This window comes from Streptomyces sp. NPDC051940 (assembly GCF_040680895.1).
GTDB lineage: Bacteria > Actinomycetota > Actinomycetes > Streptomycetales > Streptomycetaceae > Streptomyces.
This window is the reverse complement of record NZ_JBFAXR010000044.1, coordinates 24391-42951: the sequence shown is the minus strand read 5'-3', so window position 1 is coordinate 42951 and position 18561 is coordinate 24391. Positions and strand designations below refer to the sequence as shown.

15 protein-coding genes are annotated in these 18561 nt (G+C 73.5%); 6 read left to right on the top strand and 9 right to left on the bottom strand.

Annotated features, from left to right (window positions below):
* Nucleotides 1–2: 2 nt before the first annotated feature.
* Nucleotides 3–785 carry a TetR/AcrR family transcriptional regulator gene (locus tag AB0M28_RS19005; RefSeq protein WP_365405736.1) on the bottom strand — a complete coding sequence of 261 codons (783 nt, stop codon included), beginning with the start codon at nt 783–785 and terminating at the stop codon, nt 3–5.
* Nucleotides 786–920: 135 nt separating this feature from the next.
* On the opposite strand from AB0M28_RS19005, the gene AB0M28_RS19000 reads away from it, so the two are divergent.
* On the top strand, nt 921–1937 hold the full coding sequence (locus tag AB0M28_RS19000; RefSeq protein ID WP_365405733.1) for an ATP-binding cassette domain-containing protein: 1017 nt from the start codon (nt 921–923) through the stop codon (nt 1935–1937).
* Nucleotides 1934–2752, top strand: a complete 819-nt coding sequence (locus AB0M28_RS18995; RefSeq protein ID WP_365405730.1) for an ABC transporter permease — start codon at nt 1934–1936, stop codon at nt 2750–2752. Before AB0M28_RS19000 ends, AB0M28_RS18995 begins: the two co-directional genes overlap by 4 nt.
* A 115-nt stretch (nt 2753–2867) precedes the next feature.
* Here the strand turns inward: AB0M28_RS18995 and serC are convergent, their stop codons facing one another.
* Nucleotides 2868–3986 carry a phosphoserine transaminase gene (gene serC, locus AB0M28_RS18990; RefSeq protein ID WP_365405727.1) on the bottom strand — a complete coding sequence of 373 codons (1119 nt, stop codon included), beginning with the start codon at nt 3984–3986 and terminating at the stop codon, nt 2868–2870.
* Nucleotides 3987–4174: 188 nt separating this feature from the next.
* Here serC and AB0M28_RS18985 point away from each other — a divergent pair, with 188 nt between their 5' ends.
* Nucleotides 4175–6964, top strand: coding sequence for an FAD-binding and (Fe-S)-binding domain-containing protein (locus tag AB0M28_RS18985; protein WP_365405724.1), 2790 nt, complete (start codon nt 4175–4177; stop codon nt 6962–6964).
* 4 nt (nt 6965–6968) lie between these two features.
* Here AB0M28_RS18985 and AB0M28_RS18980 read toward each other — a convergent pair whose 3' ends face one another.
* Entirely contained in the window at nt 6969–7286 is a 318-nt protein-coding gene (locus AB0M28_RS18980; protein ID WP_365405722.1) for an antibiotic biosynthesis monooxygenase, read from the bottom strand.
* A 1-nt stretch (nt 7287) separates the two neighbouring features.
* Complete coding sequence (locus AB0M28_RS18975) at nt 7288–8340, bottom strand: aldo/keto reductase (protein WP_365405719.1); 1053 nt, start codon at nt 8338–8340, stop codon at nt 7288–7290.
* A gap of 150 nt (nt 8341–8490) precedes the next feature.
* On the opposite strand from AB0M28_RS18975, the gene AB0M28_RS18970 reads away from it, so the two are divergent.
* On the top strand, nt 8491–9339 hold the full coding sequence (locus AB0M28_RS18970; protein WP_365405716.1) for a helix-turn-helix transcriptional regulator: 849 nt from the start codon (nt 8491–8493) through the stop codon (nt 9337–9339).
* A gap of 12 nt (nt 9340–9351) precedes the next feature.
* On the opposite strand, the gene AB0M28_RS18965 is transcribed toward AB0M28_RS18970, so the two are convergent.
* From AB0M28_RS18965 to AB0M28_RS18950, 4 genes are all read right to left on the bottom strand, one after another.
* The gene (locus AB0M28_RS18965) at nt 9352–9738 is read right to left on the bottom strand and encodes a hypothetical protein (RefSeq protein ID WP_365405714.1); all 387 of its coding nucleotides are present in this window, start codon (nt 9736–9738) and stop codon (nt 9352–9354) included.
* 89 nt (nt 9739–9827) lie between these two features.
* On the bottom strand, nt 9828–11183 hold the full coding sequence (locus tag AB0M28_RS18960) for an MFS transporter (RefSeq protein ID WP_365405711.1): 1356 nt from the start codon (nt 11181–11183) through the stop codon (nt 9828–9830).
* A 136-nt stretch (nt 11184–11319) separates the two neighbouring features.
* Nucleotides 11320–12972, bottom strand: coding sequence for an amidohydrolase (locus AB0M28_RS18955; RefSeq protein ID WP_365405708.1), 1653 nt, complete (start codon nt 12970–12972; stop codon nt 11320–11322).
* Nucleotides 12973–13132: 160 nt separating this feature from the next.
* On the bottom strand, nt 13133–14032 hold the full coding sequence (locus AB0M28_RS18950) for an Lrp/AsnC family transcriptional regulator (RefSeq protein WP_365405705.1): 900 nt from the start codon (nt 14030–14032) through the stop codon (nt 13133–13135).
* A 193-nt stretch (nt 14033–14225) separates the two neighbouring features.
* On the opposite strand from AB0M28_RS18950, the gene AB0M28_RS18945 reads away from it, so the two are divergent.
* Both AB0M28_RS18945 and AB0M28_RS18940 read left to right on the top strand, forming a co-directional pair.
* Nucleotides 14226–15194: a C-terminal binding protein gene (locus AB0M28_RS18945; protein WP_365405702.1), complete on the top strand. Its 969-nt coding sequence runs from the start codon at nt 14226–14228 to the stop codon at nt 15192–15194.
* A 10-nt stretch (nt 15195–15204) separates the two neighbouring features.
* Complete coding sequence (locus AB0M28_RS18940) at nt 15205–15996, top strand: class II aldolase/adducin family protein (protein WP_365405700.1); 792 nt, start codon at nt 15205–15207, stop codon at nt 15994–15996.
* A gap of 103 nt (nt 15997–16099) precedes the next feature.
* Here AB0M28_RS18940 and AB0M28_RS18935 read toward each other — a convergent pair whose 3' ends face one another.
* The gene (locus tag AB0M28_RS18935; RefSeq protein ID WP_365405697.1) at nt 16100–18370 is read right to left on the bottom strand and encodes a FlgD immunoglobulin-like domain containing protein; all 2271 of its coding nucleotides are present in this window, start codon (nt 18368–18370) and stop codon (nt 16100–16102) included.
* Nucleotides 18371–18561 lie beyond the last annotated feature (191 nt).

The window sequence follows — 18561 nt, the reverse complement described above, 5'->3', positions numbered from 1 at the left end:
GATCAGTCGCAGGTGGCCCCGGGCGGAGGCGGGCCGTCGCGGCCGGCGAAGAACACCTCGAAGCCGTCGATCAGCCGCTCCATCGCGAAGGCCACCACCGCGTCGCCGGGGGTGCTGAAGGCGTCCGGTTCCAGCGCCGCGATGTGCGGATAGGCGCCGGACTGCATCGCCTTCGACAGCGCCGGCATCTGGGCCTCCCAGAACTCCGCGTCGCTGATGCCCGTACGGGCCTCCGCCTGCGCGGCGTTGACGTGGGTGCGGGCGATGCTGCTGACCAGGGCCTCGACGATCGTGACCACGTTGGTCTTCTCGCGGCCGCCGAGCGGGGTGCCGTCCAGTCCGGTGAGCGCGATCTCGAAGCCCTTCAGCCCGTTCGGGCCGAGGACCGGGCGGGCCTGGTCGACGTGCAGCAGCCAGGGATGGCCGACGTACAGCTCCCACATGCCCCGCGCCAGCTGCCGCAGGGCCTCGCGCCAGTCGTCGTCGAGCGTCCCGACCCGCTCCGGGTCGACCGCGCTGACCCGGTCCAGCATCAGGTCGAGCAGCTCGCCCTTGCCCGGGACGTAGCGGTAGAGGGACATGGTCCCCACGCCCAGATCGCCGGCGAGCCGGCGCATGGACACGGCCTCCAGCCCCTCGGCGTCGGCGACGGCGATGGCGGCGCCGACGATCCGGTCGAGGGTGAGGGCCGGTCGGGGGCCGCGGCTGGGGCGGTCGTTGATGTCCCAGAGCAGCGCCATGCTGCGGCTGAGGTCTCCGCTTCCGCTGTGTTCGGTCGTCGTCATGGCGGTGTCCATGGTAGCCGCTGCCCCTGAATCTGCGTATGGCGTACGCTTATGTGAGTACAGTGTACGCATCGACGCGTACGGCGTACTCAGATGACGACCGGGGATACCCGGGACACCGGGGAGGAAGAGACCTTGACGACGGAGACGGCGGTCCTGGCCGAGGGACTGCACAAGCGATACGGGGAGAAGCGCGCCCTCGACGGCTTCGACCTGGCCGTGCCCTACGGCACGGTGTACGGGCTGCTGGGCCCCAACGGCGCCGGGAAGACCACGGCGGTGCGGATCCTGTCCACGCTGCTTGCGCTCGACGGCGGGCGCGCGGCGGTCGGCGGGCACGACGTGGTGCGCGAGGCCCGCCGGGTGCCCCGGCTGATCGGGCTCACCGGGCAGTACGCGGCGGTGGACGAGATCCTCACCGGCCGGCAGAACCTGGAGATGTTCGGCCGCCTGTTCCACCTCGGGGCGCGCCGGGCGCGCGCCCGCGCCGTGGAACTGCTGGAGCAGTTCGACCTGGTCGAGGCCGCGGACAAGGGCGCCAAGGAGTACAGCGGCGGTATGCGCCGCCGTCTGGACCTCGCGGCGAGCATGATCCTCCGGCCCCGCGTGCTCTTCCTCGACGAGCCGACGACCGGCCTCGACCCTCCCCCAAGCTCTCAACTCCGCTTCGCTCCGTTCGAGCAGGGGGTACCCCCATGCCGCGGCGAGGTCTGGGACTCGGTGCGCGCGCTGGTGGCGCAGGGCACCACGGTGCTGCTCACCACCCAGTACCTGGAGGAGGCCGACAAGCTGGCCTCGCGTATCGCGGTCATCGACGCCGGCCGCACCATCGCCGACGACACCCCGGAGGCGCTGAAGAACCGCGTCGGCGGCGACCGGATCGAGGTCGTCGTCGCGCAGGCGTCGGCCATCCCCGACGCGATGCGGGCCATCGCCAAGGTGACGGACGCCGAGCCGGCCGTCGACCTGGCCGGCGCACGGGTGCACGCGCCGGTGCGGGACCGCGTGGCGGCGCTGACGGAGGTGGCCAGGACCCTGCAGGACGAGGGTGTCGCGGTGGAGGACATCGGCCTGCGCAGGCCGACGCTGGACGACGTGTTCCTGCAGCTGACCGGCTCTTCGGCCGGTGACGACGTGGAGGTGGCCGCATGAGCGTGACCCTGGAGGAGACCGCCCCGGAGTCCCGGCTGCGCTGGGCGCTGGCGGACTGCTGGACGATCGTCCGCCGCGGCCTGCTGCACTACCGGCGCCAGCCGTCCAACATCGCCTGGCAGCTGGGCTTCCCGGTCGTCTCGGTGCTCTTGTTCGTGTACGTCTTCGGCAGCGGCATGAAGATGGACCTGGACGCCTACAAGTCGTACGCCATGCCGGGGATGTTCGCGATGACGATGGCCTTCGGCTTCATGAACACCGCGATGCTGATGTCCATCGACAAGGACAAGGGCCTGATGGACCGGTTCCGTTCGATGCCGATGGCGCCGTCGGCGGTGGTCGGCGGCCGCGGCGTCTCGGACCTGATCGGCGCCTCGGTGGACCTGGCGGTCCTGGCCGCGATCGCCCTGGCGGTCGGCTGGCGTTCGGACGGGGGCCCCGCGGCGACGGCGGCGGCGTTCGGGCTGCTGCTCCTGCTGCGGTTCTCGCTGATCTGGGTGGGCGTGGTGCTGGGGCTCCTGGTGCCGAACCAGGAGGCCGCGGGGAACCTGTTCGCGATCGCGTTCCCCTTCGGGATGATCTCCAGCGTCTTCGCCGCCCCGTCGGACATGCCGTCGTGGCTGGGCGCGATCGCCCAGTGGAACCCGGTGTCCTCGACGGCGAACGCGGTCCGCGACCTGTACGGGAACCCGGTACAGCTCGGGGACTCATGGGTGGAACAGCACGCGCTGCTGATGGCAGTGCTGTGGCCGCTGGCGATCACAGCGGTGTTCCTGCCGCTGGCGGTGCGGAGATTTCAGAGGCTGTCACGGTAAAACCAGCCCGTCCGGCGTTTGAGGACGAGCGCCGTCCAGGCGCGATGCGGCCGAAGGCCGCGACGGGGGTCCGGGGGCAGAGCCCCCGGGCCACCCGCCCGACCGGAACCCGGGATCAGAGCCGCTCGACGACGAAGTCGACGCACGCGGTGAGCGCCTCGACGTCCGCCGGCTCGATGGCCGGGAACATCGCCACGCGCAGCTGGTTGCGCCCGAGCTTCCGATACGGCTCCGTATCGACGATCCCGTTGGCCCGCAGCACCTTGGCGACAGCCGCCGCGTCAACGCCCGACGCGAAGTCGATCGTTCCGACGACCTGCGACCGCTTGCCCGGGTCGGAGACGAACGGCGTCGCGTACGACGACCGCTCCGCCCACCCGTACAGCCGCGACGAGGAGTCGGCCGTCCGCTCGACGGCCCACTTCAGCCCGCCCTGGCCGTTGATCCAGTCCAGTTGCTCGGCGAGCAGGAAGAGCGTGGCGAGGGCCGGCGTGTTGTACGTCTGGTTCTTACGGGAGTTGTCGATCGCCGTGGGCAGCGAGAAGAACTCCGGGATGTGCCGGCCGGAGGCGTGCACGGACTCGGCCCGCTCCAGCGCCGCGGGGGAGAAGACGCCCAGCCACAGCCCGCCGTCGGCGGCGAAGGACTTCTGCGGGGCGAAGTAGTAGACGTCCGTCTGGGCGATGTCGACGGGCAGACCGCCCGCGCCGGAGGTGGCGTCCACGACCACCAGGGACCCGGCGTCCGCGCCCTCGACCCGCTGCACGGGCAGGGCGACACCGGTGGAGGTCTCGTTGTGGGTGAGGGCGTAGACGTCCACGCCCGCCTCGGCGACCGGCTCCGGGTGGGTCCCCGGGTCGGAGGCGATGACCGACGGCTCCTCCAGCCACGGCGCCAGCTTGGCGGCCTTGGCGAACTTCGACGAGAACTCGCCGAAGTTCAGGTGCTGGGACCGGCGCTCGATCAGACCGTGCGTGGCGATGTCCCAGAACGCCGTGGAACCGCCGTTGCCGAGGACGACCTCGTACCCCTCGGGCAGGGAGAACAGCTCGGAGACGCCCTCACGCACGCGCCCGACCAGGTTCTTCACCGGGGCCTGGCGGTGGGAGGTGCCGAGCAGGGAGGTACCGGTGGCGGCCAGGGCCTGGACGGCCTCGACACGCACCTTGGAGGGACCCGAACCGAACCGGCCGTCGGCGGGCTTGATGTCAGCGGGAATCTGGATCTCAGCCACGGCGGCAGCGTAATCGCTGCGGACCGCCTGTTGAGAGGCCAGTCCACCGGCTGAGACGCGGATGTCCACCCTGTGTGCGGGAAATGGCGCACCTGTGCGGCGCTGGTGTGCGTGTGCTGTTCGCCCCGGGTCCGTGACCCGCCCCGGCGTACCCGCGTCCCCGGCCCCGGATAGGGCAGGGTGGGGGGATGACCGGTCTGGAAGGCGCGCTGCGGGCCGTCGTCGGCGGGGAGGTCTCCTTCGACGCCCAGAGCCGCGCCCTGACGACGATGGACGCCTCCAACTACCGCCGCGTCCCCCTCGGTGTCGTCGCCCCGCGCGACGCGGACGACGTCGAGGCCGTGCTGCGGGTGTGCCGGGAGCACGGGGTGCCCGTCGTGGCGCGCGGCGGGGGCACGTCCATCGCCGGGCAGGCCACCGGCACCGGTGTGGTGCTTGACTTCACCCGGCACATGAACGCCGTCGTGTCCGTCGACCCCGACGCCCGTACCGCGGTCGTCCAGCCCGGTGCCGTCCTCGACGCGCTCAACGCGCGGGCCGCCGCGCACGGGCTGCGCTTCGGGCCCGACCCCTCCACCCACAGCCGGTGCACGCTCGGCGGCATGATCGGCAACAACTCCTGCGGCTCGCACTCCGTCGCCTGGGGCACGACCGCCGACAACGTCCGTGAGCTGTCGGTCCTGACGTACCGCGGGCAGCGGATGCGCCTCGGCCGGGGGCTGGACGCCCCGGCCGGGCTGGACCGGCTCGTCGGCGGCCATCTCGCCCTGCTGCGCACCGGCTACCCGCAGCGCATGCCGCGCCGCATCTCCGGTTACGCCCTGGACGCCCTGCTCCCCGAGAACGGCGCCGACGGCGCCCGCGCCCACTGCGGCAGCGAGGGCACGCTGGCGCTGCTCACCGAGGCCACCGTGGGGCTGGTCGAGTCGCCGAAGGCCCGTGCCCTGGCCGTCCTCGGGTACGCCGACGAGAGCGCGGCGGCCGAGGCGGCGCCCGGGCTGCTGCCGTACTCCCCGCTCACCGTCGAGGGGATGGCCGCCGACCTCGTACGCGGGAGCGGGGGGCTGCCGCGCGGCGGGGCCTGGCTGTTCGCGGAGGCCGGCGGGGACACGCCCGCCGAGGCGTGGGCCAGGGCCGGGGAGCTGTGCCGCGCGGCGGACGCCCTCGACCACACCGTCGTCGCCGATCCGGCCGGGCAGCGGGCGCTGTGGCGGATCCGCGAGGACGCCTCCGGCACGGCGACGCGGCTGCCGGACGGCGCGGAGGCGTGGCCCGGGTGGGAGGACTGCGCGGTGCCGCCGGAGCGGCTCGGCCCGTATCTGCGCGAGTTCCGCGCGCTGCTGCGGGAGTACGGGCTGCGCGGCACGCCGTACGGGCACTTCGGCGACGGCTGCATCCATGTGCGGATCGACTTCGACCTGCTGACCCCGAAGGGCGTCGCCCGCTTCCGCGAGTTCTCCTACGCCCAGGCCGCCCTGGTCGTCGCGCACGGCGGCTCGCTCTCCGGGGAGCACGGCGACGGCAAGGCGCGGGCCGAGCTGCTGCCGCGCATGTACGGGACCGAACTGGTCGCCCTCTTCCACCGGTTCAAGGACCTGTGGGATCCGGACGGCGGGCTCAACCCGGGCATCCTCGCCCGGCCCGAGCCGCTGGACTCGGGGCTGCGGTTCGAGGTGCTGCCGTCGCGGCCGGTGCCGGTGGAGTTCGCGTACCCGGCGGACGGCGGGGACTTCGCGGGCGCGGTACGGCGGTGCGTGGGTGTCGCCAAATGCCGCCAGCCCGCCGGGTCGGCGGGCGTGATGTGCCCGTCGTACCGGGCGACGGGCGAGGAGAAGCACTCGACGCGCGGCCGGGCGCGGCTGCTGCACGAGATGCTCGCGGGCGACGTGGTGCGCGGCGGCTGGCGTTCGGAGGAGGTACGGGACGCGCTGGACCTGTGCCTGTCGTGCAAGGGGTGCCGCAGCGACTGCCCGGTCGGGGTGGACATGGCGACGTACAAGGCGGAGTTCCTGCACCACCACTACCGCCGGCGGCTGCGTCCGCGCTCGCACTACGCGCTGGGGCGGCTGCCGCAGTGGCTGCGGTGGGCCGCGCGGCTGCGGCTGGCCCGGGCGGCGAACTGGGCGCTGCACAGGCGGGTGTTGGCGGCCCTGGCACGGCGTCTCGGGGGCATCGCGCCCGAGCGGGCGTTCCCGCCGCTCGCGGTGGAGACCTTCGGGCGGTGGCTGCGGCGGGACTGGGGCGACCGGGGGACCGTCATCGTGTCCGGCGACCGGCACTCCCTGCTGTGGCGGGACACCTTCACCGAGTACCTGGCGCCGGAGCGCGGCGCGGCGGCCGTCCGGGTGCTGGAGGCGGCCGGGCCGACCGTCACCGGGACCCCGGCCGGGGTGTGCTGCGGGCTCACCTACGTCTCCACCGGCCAGCTGGACAAGGCCCGCGGGGTGCTGCGCCGGACCCTGGACCTGCTCGACCCGCAGTACCTCGACGAACCGGTCACGGTCCTGGAGCCGTCGTGCGCGGCGACGCTGCGCACGGACCTGCCCGAGTTGCTGCCGGACGACCCGCGCGCGGCCCGCCTCGCGGCGAACGTCCGCACCTTCGCCCAGCGCCTGGAGGACCTCGGCTGGCAGCCCCCGCGCCTCGACCGCCCCGTGACCGGCCAGCTGCACTGCCACCAGCACGCGGTCCTCGGCGACGAGGCCGAACGGCGGCTGATGGAACGGGCGGGACTGACCGGCGGCCTGGTGGGCGGCTGCTGCGGTCTGGCGGGGAACTTCGGCTTCGAGCAAGGCCATTACGACGTGTCGGTGGCGTGCGCGGAGGAGCACCTGCTGCCGGCCGTACGCGGGGCCGCCCCGGAGACGGCGATCGTGGCGGACGGCTACTCGTGCCGCACCCAGATCGCACAGCTCGCGGGGCGGGGGGACGCGCGCCATCTGGCGGAGGTGCTCGCGGAGGGGCTGGCTGAGGGCTGAGGGCTCACGCGCTCGCCCCGTCCGGCTCCGGGGCCGCCACCAGCCGCCGTACCAGGGCCGGATCGGTGAGCACCCGGTCCAGTACCTGTCGCAGATGGCGGGTGTGCGGGCCCGCCTCGTGCGCCGCGAGGGCGGCCGCGTCGGACCACTCGGTCACCACGGTCATCCGCCCCGGCCGGTTGAGGTCGGCGTACACCCCGTACGACAGGCAGCCCCGCTCTCCCAGCGACGGCTCGATCATCGCCTCGAGCGCGGTGCGCAGCCGGTCCTCCAGGCCCCGGAGGGCCTGGAGTTCGGCCACGACGGTGATCCGGCCGCCCATGTCACGGACGCGCCGGGCCCGTACCGGCGCCGGACGCGGTGATCGCGGCGGCGATCCCGTCCAGGTCGGCGTCCGTCAGGACGAGGTCCGCGCCCGGTGCCCAGCCCGCGATCTGGCCGGGGCGGCGGGCGCCGACGATCGCGCCGGTCACGCCGGGCCAGGCCAGTGCCCAGGCCACCGCGACGGCGGCGACGGTGGTGCCGCGGCGTTCGGCCACGGCGCGCAGGGCGTCGGCGACGCGGAGGTTGGGGGCGAGGTGGGTGGTGAAGTCCGGGTGCGTGCGCCGCCAGTCGTTCGCCGGGAGTGCGGCCACGCGGGCCGCGTCGAAGGTGCCGGTGAGCAGGCCGGAGTGCATCGGCTGGTAGACGATGACGCCGGTGCCGTGCTCCTCCGCCCAGCGGATCTCGTCGGCGGTGAGCCGGGTGAGGGCCGAGAACTGCGGCTGGATCGCGTCGATGTGGGCGACGGCCGCGGCGCGCTCCAGCTCCTCGACGCTGTGGTTGCACAGGCCGATCGCGCGGACCTTACCCTCCTGGCGGAGGTCGGCCATGGTCTGCCAGTACTCCTCCAGCGGGGTGGCGCCGACCGCCTCGTCGGTGCCCTCCGTGCCCCAGGTGAGCAGCTTGCCGTCGCCCGGCCAGTGCACCTGGTAGAGGTCGACGTGGTCGGTGCCGAGGCGGCGCAGCGACTCCTCCAGCTCGCGCCGTACCGCGGCCGGGGTCATCACCTTGCGCGGCGGCGCGGTGCGGTCGGCGGGGTCGTCCCAGACCAGTCCGGTCTTGGTGAAGAGGTACGGACGGTCGCCGGCCGGCAGCGCGGCGAGGGCCTTGCCGATCACCTCCTCGGAGTGGCCGAGGCCGTACGCCGCGGCGGTGTCGATCCAGTTGACGCCCGCCCCGACGGCGGCGTGGACCGTGGCGACGGAGTCCGCGTCGTCCTGCGGACCCCAGGCGAACCCCCAGTCGCCGCCGCCCATCGCCCAGGCGCCGAGGCCGGCGGTCGAGATCTCCAGCCCGGAGCGGGCGCCGAGGGTGCGGGTGGTGTCGATGCTCATCGTGCTACTCCTGTGACGTGGGTCGTCCCCCGCGACTTCTGCCGCGGTGATCCCAGCGTGCGCCCGCCGTCGGGAGTTACCCAGATCCATCCGGAGCCTGGGCTCGGCGTGACCAGGGTGCGGGCGGCCGGGTGCGGCAGACTGGCGGTCATGACGATGAACCGGCGCGCGGAGTTGGGGGAGTTCCTGCGGTCCCGGCGGGCCCGGCTGAGCCCCGAGGAGGTCGGGCTGCCCAGCGGGGGCAGACGCCGGGTGCCGGGGCTGCGCCGGGAGGAGCTGGCGCTGCTGGCGGGGGTGAGCGTCGACCACTACGTACGGCTGGAGCAGGGGCGGGACCTGCAGTTCTCGGAGTCCGTACTGGACGCGGTGGCGGGCGTGCTGCGGCTGGACGCGACGGAGCGGGCGCATCTGCGCCGGCTGGCGCTGCCGGGAAAGGCCGGCGCTGCCGCGGCCGGCCTGCAGGTCGTACGCCCCGGGCTGCTGCGCCTCCTGTCGTCGATGGACGACGTCCCGGCGTACGTCGTGGGCCGCAACGTGTCCGTCCTCGCCTGGAACCCCCTGGCGGCGGCGCTCATCGCGGACTTCGGCGCGCTGCCGCCGCGCGAGCGCAACCTCGCCCGGCTGGTCTTCCTCGACCCCGCGATGCGGGAGCTGTACGCCGACTGGCCGGGCAAGGCGTCGGACGTCGTCGCCTACCTCCGCTACGACGCGGGCCGCCACCCCGGCGATCCGTCGACGGCGGCGCTGATCGGGGAACTGGGCGAGCGCAGCGCGGAGTTCCGCACGCTGTGGGCGGAGCACCGGCTGCGGGACAAGACCCACGGCCGCTACGTCTACCGCCACCCGCTGGCCGGCGAACTGGACCTCGGCTTCGAAACCCTCCGCCTCCCGGACGACCCGGACCAGGCCCTGGTGGCCCACACCGTGGAGGAGGGCTCCGCGTCGGCGGCGGCCCTGCGCACGCTGGCCGCACGGGCGACGGCGCGGGAGGACGCCTGACGCGCCCAGGATTCACACCGGGCGCAGGACCCCGTCGGGGTCCGTGGCGGCCTCCTGTGCGAAGTCGTCGAAGTCCAGGTTGGCGATCTGCAGGTTCGCGAAGACGTCGTGGAGCGCGGCGGGCGTGGTCCGGAACTCGCGTGCGGCGGGGGACTCGGTGAGCTGCAGGATCAGATCCGCGTAGTACTTCGGGTCGAGGTCCTCGGGCTTGTCCTCCTCCTCGCCCAGGTCGAGCGCGAGCAGCGCGTGCGCCCCCGACGCCATGGTGTGCGCGTCGGCGACGAAGACCACGGAGAGGTACTCGTCCGACTCCGACGCCGCGCGAACCTGCTCCGGCGTCGCCCCGGCCCATGCGGCGTCGTCCGCGGTGGGCGGAAGCCTGTCACGGGGCGCTGACATCACGGATGCCCGTCGGGTGGTCGCCGACGACACGGCCGTGCCCGGCGCCGCGGATCGACGTCCGCGGTGCCGGGCACGGGGTGGGCCGGTCAGACTGCGGCCGTGGCGCGCTCCTTGTGGGCGAGGGGGGTGAGCGCCTCGCGGCGCACTCGCGCCTTGTGGAGGAGGGTCGTGCACCAGATGCCGATCACCGAGATCGCCATCAGCAGGACCGCCGGCGGCCAGTACGCCCCGTCGGCCGCCTCCGACAGCGTCACCGCCACCACCGGGGCGAAGCCGCCGAAGATCATGTTGCAGATCTGGTACGACAGCGAGATGCCCGTGTACCGCACGTGCGGGTCGAAGCCCTCGGCGAGGATCGCCGCGATCGGCCCGTACAGCGCCGACATCACGAACCGCATCGCCAGCATCAGCGCGTAGATCAGCACCACGCTGCCCGTGTCCATGACCAGGAACTGCGGGATCGCCAGCAGCACCACACCCGCGAGGCCCGCGATGACGACCTTGTGCGCCCCGACCCGGTCGCCCAGCCACGACAGCCAGGGTGTGACGACGAGTTCGAGGAACGCCGCCAGGGTGAGGCCGTTGAGCAGCATCGACTCCGAGAGGTGGAGCTCGTCCGTGCCGTACGACAGGAGGTAGCTGGTCACCACGTAGTAGCCGCCGGTCGCCGTGGCCAGCGCGAAGATGCCCGCGAGGACCGTGCGCCAGGCCGTCTGCACGACCTCCGTGACGGGCAGCCGGTCGGGCTTGGCGGAGACCTTCGTACGCCCGGCCTGGATGTCCTCCATCACCGGGGAGTCCTCCAGCTTGATCCGGATGACCAGGCCGATGATCACGAGGACCGCGGAGGCGAGGAACGGCACCCGCCAGCCCCAGGAGTTGAACGCGTCGTCGCCGAAGAGGTTCATCAGGCTGAAGGCGCCCGTGGACAGCAGCGCGCCCACGGACGACCCGAGCTGGGCGAAGGAGCCGAAGAACGTGGCCTTGCCCTTGGGCGCGTTCTCCACCGCGATGAGCACCGCGCCGCCCCACTCCCCGCCGATCGCGATGCCCTGCACGAGCCGCAGCACGATCAGCAGGATCGGCGCGAGCACGCCCACCTGCGCGTACGTCGGCAGCAGACCGATGGAGAAGGAGGCGATGCCCATGATCAGCAGCGTGATGACCAGGGTCTTCTTACGGCCGACCCGGTCACCGATATGACCGAAGACGATGCCGCCGAGGGGCCGCAGCAGGAAGCCGACGGCGAAGGTGCCGAAGGAGGAGATGGTCTTCAGGGCGGTCGGCATGTCCTCGGGGAAGAACACGTCGTTGAAGACGATCGCCGCCGCGGTGGCGAAGGCGTAGAAGTCGTACCACTCGATGGACGTGCCGGCCAGGGCGGCCAGGGCCGCCCGGCGCGGGTTCTGCGGGGCGTTCTCGGGGGTGGTGCGGTCCGTCATGCGGGACCTCCGGCTGGGAACGTGGGGACGGGGAGCGGGTTGTACGGGCGTGCCGCGCCGAGTGGTGTGGTGCGGCACGCCGGAGTGGAGGGGACAGCGGGTTCGCCCGGGGAGGGGAGGGCCCCGGGCGCGGACGTCAGCGGCCGGGAGCGGCCCAGGCGCGGGTGCCGCCGATCCACGTCTCGCGCACCGCGACGGACGCCAGCGCGTCCACGGGTACGTGCAGCGGGTCGGCGTCCAGGACCGTGAAGTCGGCGAGCATGCCGGGCGCGAGCGCCCCCACCGCGTGCTCGCGGTGCAGGGCCCGGGCCGCGGCGCCGGTGTGCGCGTGCAGACCGGCCGCGACCGGCAGGCGCAGCGACTCGTCGCCGAGGACGGTGCCGAGCACGGTGCGCCGGGTCGCGGCGGCCGTGACGGCCTCGAGGGGTGCGGGCGGGGCGACCGGGGCGTCGGAGGAGAAGACGACCGGCACGCCGGCGTCCGCGCACAGCCCGGCCGGGTTGTAGCGGTGGCCGAGTTCGCCGACGGCGGTGAGCGTGCCGTCGCCGGTACGGAGGTGGTGCTGCGGCTGCATCACCGGCACGACGCCCAGCGCGGCCATCCGCGTGATCTGCTCGTCGGCGGGCAGACCGCAGTGCTCGATGCGGTGGCGCATATCGCGGCGCGGGCGGTCGGCCTGCGCCTTCTCCACGGCGTCCAGCACCATGCCGATGGCGAACGGCGACTGCGCGTGCGTGGCGGTCTGCAGCCCGGCGGCGTGCGCCCGGCGGACGATCTCCGCGTACTCCTCGGCGGAGTGGTAGAGCTGGCCGTGGTGGCAGCAGTCGGCGGCGTAGCCCTCGGGGAAGTACGCCGTCCAGCCGCCGAGCGTGCCGTCGGCGTAGAACTTCACGCCCTGCACCCGGAAGGTGTCGTCGCCGAAGCCGCGCACCACGCCGAGGTCGAGGGCGGTGTCCAGCAGCGCCGAGGTGAGGTAGGCGGAGACCCGCATGCGCAGCGAGCCGTCGGCGCGCGCCCGCAGATACGTCTCCATCTCGCGGCGCGAGACCTGCGCGTCGCCGACGGTGGTGACGCCGGCCGCCAGGAACACCTCCTGGGCGCGCAGCAGATGGTCGGCCATGATGGCGTCCGGCTCGGAGAGGTGGAAGTTCGGCCCGTGGTTGCCGATCTTCACCCCGGCGGGGCCGGTGAGCAGGTCGCACGCCGCGTCCCAGAGCTGCCCGTCGGGCTCGCCGCTGGCGAAGTGGCCGATGGAGCCGCCCTCGGGGGACGGGGTCCCGGCGGTGATGCCGCAGCCGCGCAGGGTGTGGGAGTTGACGACGCCGCCGTGGCCGGAGGCGTTCATCACGTACACCTCGCGGTCGTCCGCGACGCGGTCCAGGTCGTGGCAGGTGGGGTGGCGGCGCTCGGCGAGGCGGCGGTGCTCGTAGCCGAAGCCGCGCACCGGCACGCCGGCCGGCAGGTCGCGGGCGGCCTCGCGCAGCACCTCGACGAGGGTGTCGATGTCCGGCACGCGCTCCGGGCGGCAGTCGACCCAGGCCAGCGCCTGCCCGTACATCACGGGGTGGCAGTGGGCGTCGACGAAGCCCGGGTGGACGAGGCCGCCGTCGAGCTCCAGGTGCTCGTCGACGCGGCCGAGGGCGGCACGGGCGTCGTCGGCGGAGCCGACGTGCACGATGCGGTCGCCGCGTATCGCGAGGGCCTCGGCGCGGGCGGAGGTGCCCGCGGCGGCTACGGGAGCGCCGGTGACCAGCAGGGTGCGGTCACTGGCGTCGAGGGGGTGGTGCATGGGGGGCCTGCTTTCGACCAAGGAAACGCCAGCGATAGCCGACTGCGGATTCGGTCGTGAGAACGATAAGCAGCGAACGACTGAATCGCTAGACCGTGCTGGTAGAAATTTTTGTTAAGTCATCAGGGGTGTGTACCTCCGCATCGTCTGCAATGGCCGGTCAGGAGTGCGCCGCCCCCAGGTCGTACCGCTCCTTCACCAGCTCCAGATGCAGCCAGCTCTCCACCTCGCGCACCTCCGCGCACGCCCGCATCTCCTCGAGCGTGGCCAGTACGGACCCGAGCGACCCGGCGCTGATCGTGCCGACCAGCTCCGCCCGGCCGATGCAGGTGGACAGGTACGACACCCGCTCCCAGGACGCGAGCCGCGCGGCCACGTCGTCCGTGGGCCCCTGCAGGCGTACGGCGAACCCGCACAGGAAGCCGATGCCGAGCACGTCCGGGCGGACCAGGGCGACCACCTTGGCCACCCCGCCCTCCAGCAGCCGCAGGGTGCGGGCGCGGGTGGCGCCCGCCGACAGCCCCGCCCGCTCGGCCAGCTCGGCGAAGGGCAGCCGGCCGTCGCGCTCCAGCTCGTCGAGGATCTTCTCGTCCACGTCGTCGAGGTGGTCGACGGCCGGCTCGTCCGTCAGCAGGTACGGGTCCTTCAGATGCCGGGTGGTGATCAGCGGGTCGACGGAGCGCACGCCCGGCAGGGAGCGGATCCGCTCGATGGCGCGGTCCAGTTCGGAGAAGCCCGCCGTGCGCAGCTCGGCCATCACCGGCCGCTGCCCGCCGGTCAGGGTGACGAACGGCGCCTGCGGCATGGCGGCGATCTCGCGGGCCACGGGGGCCGCCTCGCCGCGGGTGCCGATCGCCAGGTGGGCGGTGGCGGTGAGCCCGCGGACGGCCGGATGCACGATCGCCACGACCCGTACGGCGCCGGAGTCGAGCAGCCGCTGCACGCGCATCCGGGTCGCCGGCCGGGACAGCCCCACGCGCTGGGCCAGGGTCTCGTACGTCAGGCGCCCGTCGGTCTGCAGCTCCCGGACGATCGCCAGATCGGTGTGGTCCAGATCCACCTGGTGTTCCCCTCGGCTTCGTGGGTGTTCCGGCCGTGGGTGGACCGGATGGGTGACATTCTCGGGCAGCCCGGGCCCGCCGCGGCGGGTGACAGGTGTCACAGGCGATCGAGAAGTCTGTCGATAGACATTCTCTCAGTCGAATCGTAAGTTCTAGTCGGTCGATTCGATCGAATCATTCACGGAGGGTGCCATGGGTCAGCCGGTGGCCGTGTTCACGGACACGGAAGAGCTCGACCCCGCCCCCGCCGTGCGCCTGCTGACCGAGGCGGGCTTCGAGGCGCGGGTCGTGGGCAGCCGCGATCCGGAGCGCATCGCCGAGGCCGCCCGGGACGCGTGTGCGCTGATCGTCGGCTACGCGCGGATCGACGCCCCGCTGCTGGACCGCCTCCCCGGCCTCGGCATCGTCGCGACGATGTCCGCCGGCTACGACATGGTCGACGTCGAGGCCGCCCGCCGACGCGGCCTGTGGGTGACGAACCTGCCGTCCGTGGCCACCGAGGACGTCGCCGTCCACGCCCTCGCCTCGGCGCTCTCGCTGGTCCGCCGACTGCCCCAGGCCGACGCGGCGGTCCGGGGCGGTGGCTGGAGCGCCGACCTCGCCGACGTGCCGCGGCGCGCGAGCGAGCTGACCCTCGCCCTGGTCGGCATGGGCCGCATCGCCCGCGAGCTGGCCCGGATCGCCGCCCCCGTCTTCGGCCGGATCACCGCCCACGACCCGCACGCGCGCACGACGGACTGGCCGGCCGGGGTCGGCCCGCTCCCGCTCGGCGAACTCGTCGCCACGGCCGACGTGCTGTCCCTGCACACCCCGCTGACACCCGGCACCCGCGGCCTGGTGGACGGGGCGCTGCTGTCCCGGCTGCGCCCCGGCTCGTACCTGGTCAACGTCGCGCGCGGCGAACTCGTCGACCCCGGCGCCCTGCTGGCCGCCCTCGACTCCGGCCGCCTCGCCGGGGCCGCGCTCGACGTCTTCCCCGTCGAACCGCCGCCCGCCGGCGATCCGCTGCGCTCCCACCCGCGGATCCAGCTGTCTCCGCACAGCGCCTACCTGTCCGACGTCTCGCGCCGGGCGTACGTGTGCGTTCCCGCCGAGAACGTCATCGCCTGGCACCGCACCGGCCGTCCCGCCACGACGCCGGTCGTGGCGCCCGTCCTCTGAGGAGCTTCCCGTGACCGATCAACTCGTCCCCGCCCCGAACGCCCCGGCCGCCGACCCCGCCGCCGAGGAGCTGCGGCTGCGCCGCGAACTCGCGGCCGTCTACCGGCTGGTGGCGCACTTCCGGATGACGGACCTGATCTTCACCCATATCTCCCTGCGGCTGCCGGGCCCCGACCACCACTTCCTGATCAATCCGTACGGGCTGCTCTTCGAGGAGATCACCGCCTCGAACCTGGTGAAGATCGACCTCGCCGGCAACCCCGTCGAGCCGACCCCGTACCCGGTCAACCCGGCGGGCTTCGTCATCCACAGCGCGATCCACGCCGCCCGCCCCGACGCCCACTGCGTGCTGCACACGCACACGAAGGCGGGGTGCGCGGTGGCGGCCCAGCAGGGCGGACTGCTCCCGCTGAACCAGATGTCGATGGAGTTCTACGACCGCGTCGGCTACCACGACTACGAGGGCGTGGCGCTCAACCTCGACGAACAGCGCCGGCTGGTCGCCGACATCGGGCAGCACCCGGCGCTGATCCTGCGCAACCACGGACTGCTGACCGTCGGCGAGAGCGCGGCCCAGGCGTTCCTGCGGATGCACTACCTGGAGCGGGCCTGCGAGATCCAGGTGACCGCGCAGGCCGGCGGCGTCCCGCTGACCGTGCCGTCGCCGCAGGTCTGCGAGTACACCGCCCGCCAGCTCGCGGGCGAGGCGGCGGCGGACTTCCAGGACGACGACGCGTACGACCTGGCGTGGGCGGCGCTGCTGCGGCTGGTGGAGCGGGTGGCGCCGGACTACCGCGACTGACCGGCGACATGCGAGGCTCCGGCCCTTCCCCCGGGGTGTGTGCCAGGGGAAGGGCCGGTTTCCAACGCGGGGGCCGGTCAGCCCGTCCCGCGTGCCGTGGGTGTCAGCCCGTGACGCGGACGACGCCCGTGGCCGTCGCCGCGTCGCCCGAGCCGTCGGCCGGGGTGGCCGTCAGGTCCCAGGTGTAGGCGCCGTTCTCCACCCGGGTGCCGGACTCGGACGTGCCGTCCCAGGTCACCTTGACCGTGCCGCGCGTGGCCTCGCCCGTCCAGGTGCGCACCACGGCGCCGGTGCTGCGGTTGGTGAGCGTCAGCGTCCACGACGCGGCGGGCTTGGACAGCCACCAGGCGCCGTTCCAGCCGGCCGTCTCCAGCGTGGCCGGGGTGGCCGAGTCCGCCACCGTGAGCGGGGAGACGGCCTGCTGCGGGGCGGTGACGTGGATCGTGTCGTCCGTGTCGACCCACGCGAGCTTGCCCGCGGCCGGGTCCAGGGTCCAGGTCCGGCCGGGGTCCCCGGGCTTGACGCTGTCGACCGTGCCCAGGTCGGCCGTGGTGCCGTCGGCCTTCAGGCCGGTCAGCTTCAGGGAGCCGGCGTTCCGGGCCGCCAGGAACCGGTCGCCCAGCAGCGTGCCGGTGGCCGGCGCGGGCCACGCGCGGCCGGTCGCCCGGTCGCGGACGCCCGCCGTGTCCTGCCCGGCGCAGCTCCAGTACAGCAGCGAACCGCTGCTCTGCAGTTCGCTCGGCACGCACGCGGTGCCCAGCCACACGGAGCCGGTGACCTCGCCGGTGCGCAGGTCGACGGTGTCGACGCTGCCGGGCTTCTTCTGCGACGGGACGAGCAGCGTGTCGTGCTCCAGGGTCGCCGCCCCGGGCGCCTCGCGCACGATCCGGTCGCGGGCGGTGTCGACGACGTAGGTGCGGTCGGCGGCCCGGTAGAGGACGAACTCCGGTGACACGTCCAGGATCCGGCCGTCCGCGCCGGGCAGCGGCTGGCTGTCCACCGGGTCCTCCGGGTCGTCGCCGCTCACCAGCACGTCCTTGCCGGTGCCGGGGTCCGCCACCAGCCGGGCCAGCCCCTCGTCGCCGCCGTCCGCGAACCGTCCCGCCGCCTGCCCGCCGAAGTCCGGGAGCTTCGGGCCGTCGACAGGGTCGGCGCCGGTGCCGATGTCCTTGCCGTGCAGGGTCGTCGTACCGGAGAGCGCGGTGGCGTGGCGCAACCTGCCGCCCGCGAGGGACAGCGCCTCGACGGAGCCGCTGCCGGTCTGCACCCGCGGGGCCTGGCGCATCGGCAGGTCCCACACGAGGCCGAGGCCGTCGATGCTGAAGTTGTGGATGCCGCGCAGCCCTTCCGCGTCCTTGGCGAGGACGGTCAGCTCGCCCCGGCCCTCGTACCCCTGGACGGCGGTCTCGACGTCCGTGAGCAGGTCGCGGGCCGTGTCGTTCCCGGCGTACGGGGTGAGGTGCAGGGTGCCGACGCCCTCCTCGTACCACAGGACGTTGTCGCTGACGAGGAAGGCCTGGACCTTGCTGTCGGGGGACTGGACGTCGAGCGGGACGACGCGCGGCGGGGCGGTGCTGCCGAGCTTCTGGATGTGCACGGCGGGCCCGCCCTCGCGGGAGAACCAGCTGACCTCCTGCGACGTGATGCGCATGCTGCTCGGCGTGCCCTCGACCGGCAGCGGGGTCACCACACCGAACGGCGCGGTGACGACGCCGTAGCCGGGAGTGCCGTCGGCGTTGGTGTAGCCGATGAGGGCCCTGCCCTCCGCGCCGCCGTAGGTGAGGGGCTTGGCGCCGGTGGTGGCGCCGGGCGGGAGCTGCACCCACGCCAGGCTGCTGTTGGGCCGGAAGCCCGCCATCTCGTATACGCCGTCACCGTCGGAGTCGACGGTGGCCAGGGCCCAGCCGCCGGCGACCACGGGGTTGAGGAACTCCGGCGGCACGGTGACCGTGAGGTTCGGCTGGGGGGTCTCGGCGTTGAACGCGATGACGTCGGTCCCGCCGTCCGCGCGGGGCTTGGTGTAGGTGATGCGGTTGGACGCGTCGTGCTGCGGGACGATCGCGTCCTCCGACAGCCCGCTCAGGCCCCAGACCGTCTTGGTGGTGCGGTTGTACGTCGTGGTCCACAGGTACTGCCCGCCCTCGCGGTGCAGTACGCCGTCGCCGCCGGTGGCCAGGAGGGTCTCGGGGCCGTCGGAGTAGACGGCGGGCGCGGGTATGAGCACCTCGGCCGCGTCCGCGGCGTGCGCCGCGGTGACGGGCAGCGCGGTGGCGGTCCCGGCGGCGAGGGCCACGGCGATCGCGGTGGTGGCGAGCGCGCGGTGTGGGCGGTGGCCGCGGTGGGTGGTGCGGAACGTGAGCAGGTGACGGGACACCTGATCCCCCTTGTGTCGTTGCCTGTGTAGCCGCTGACTTCACGGTTCATTCGTGTGAACCGCGTTAACAGGCTATACGTTAAAGGGAGTTGCGTACAGATCATGTGGCGCTTGTGTCACGGGAGCGTCGCAGAGCCGTCGGTGGCGGCCGGGGCTACCCGTGGGAGGCGTGTCCCCGCCCCAACGCGGCG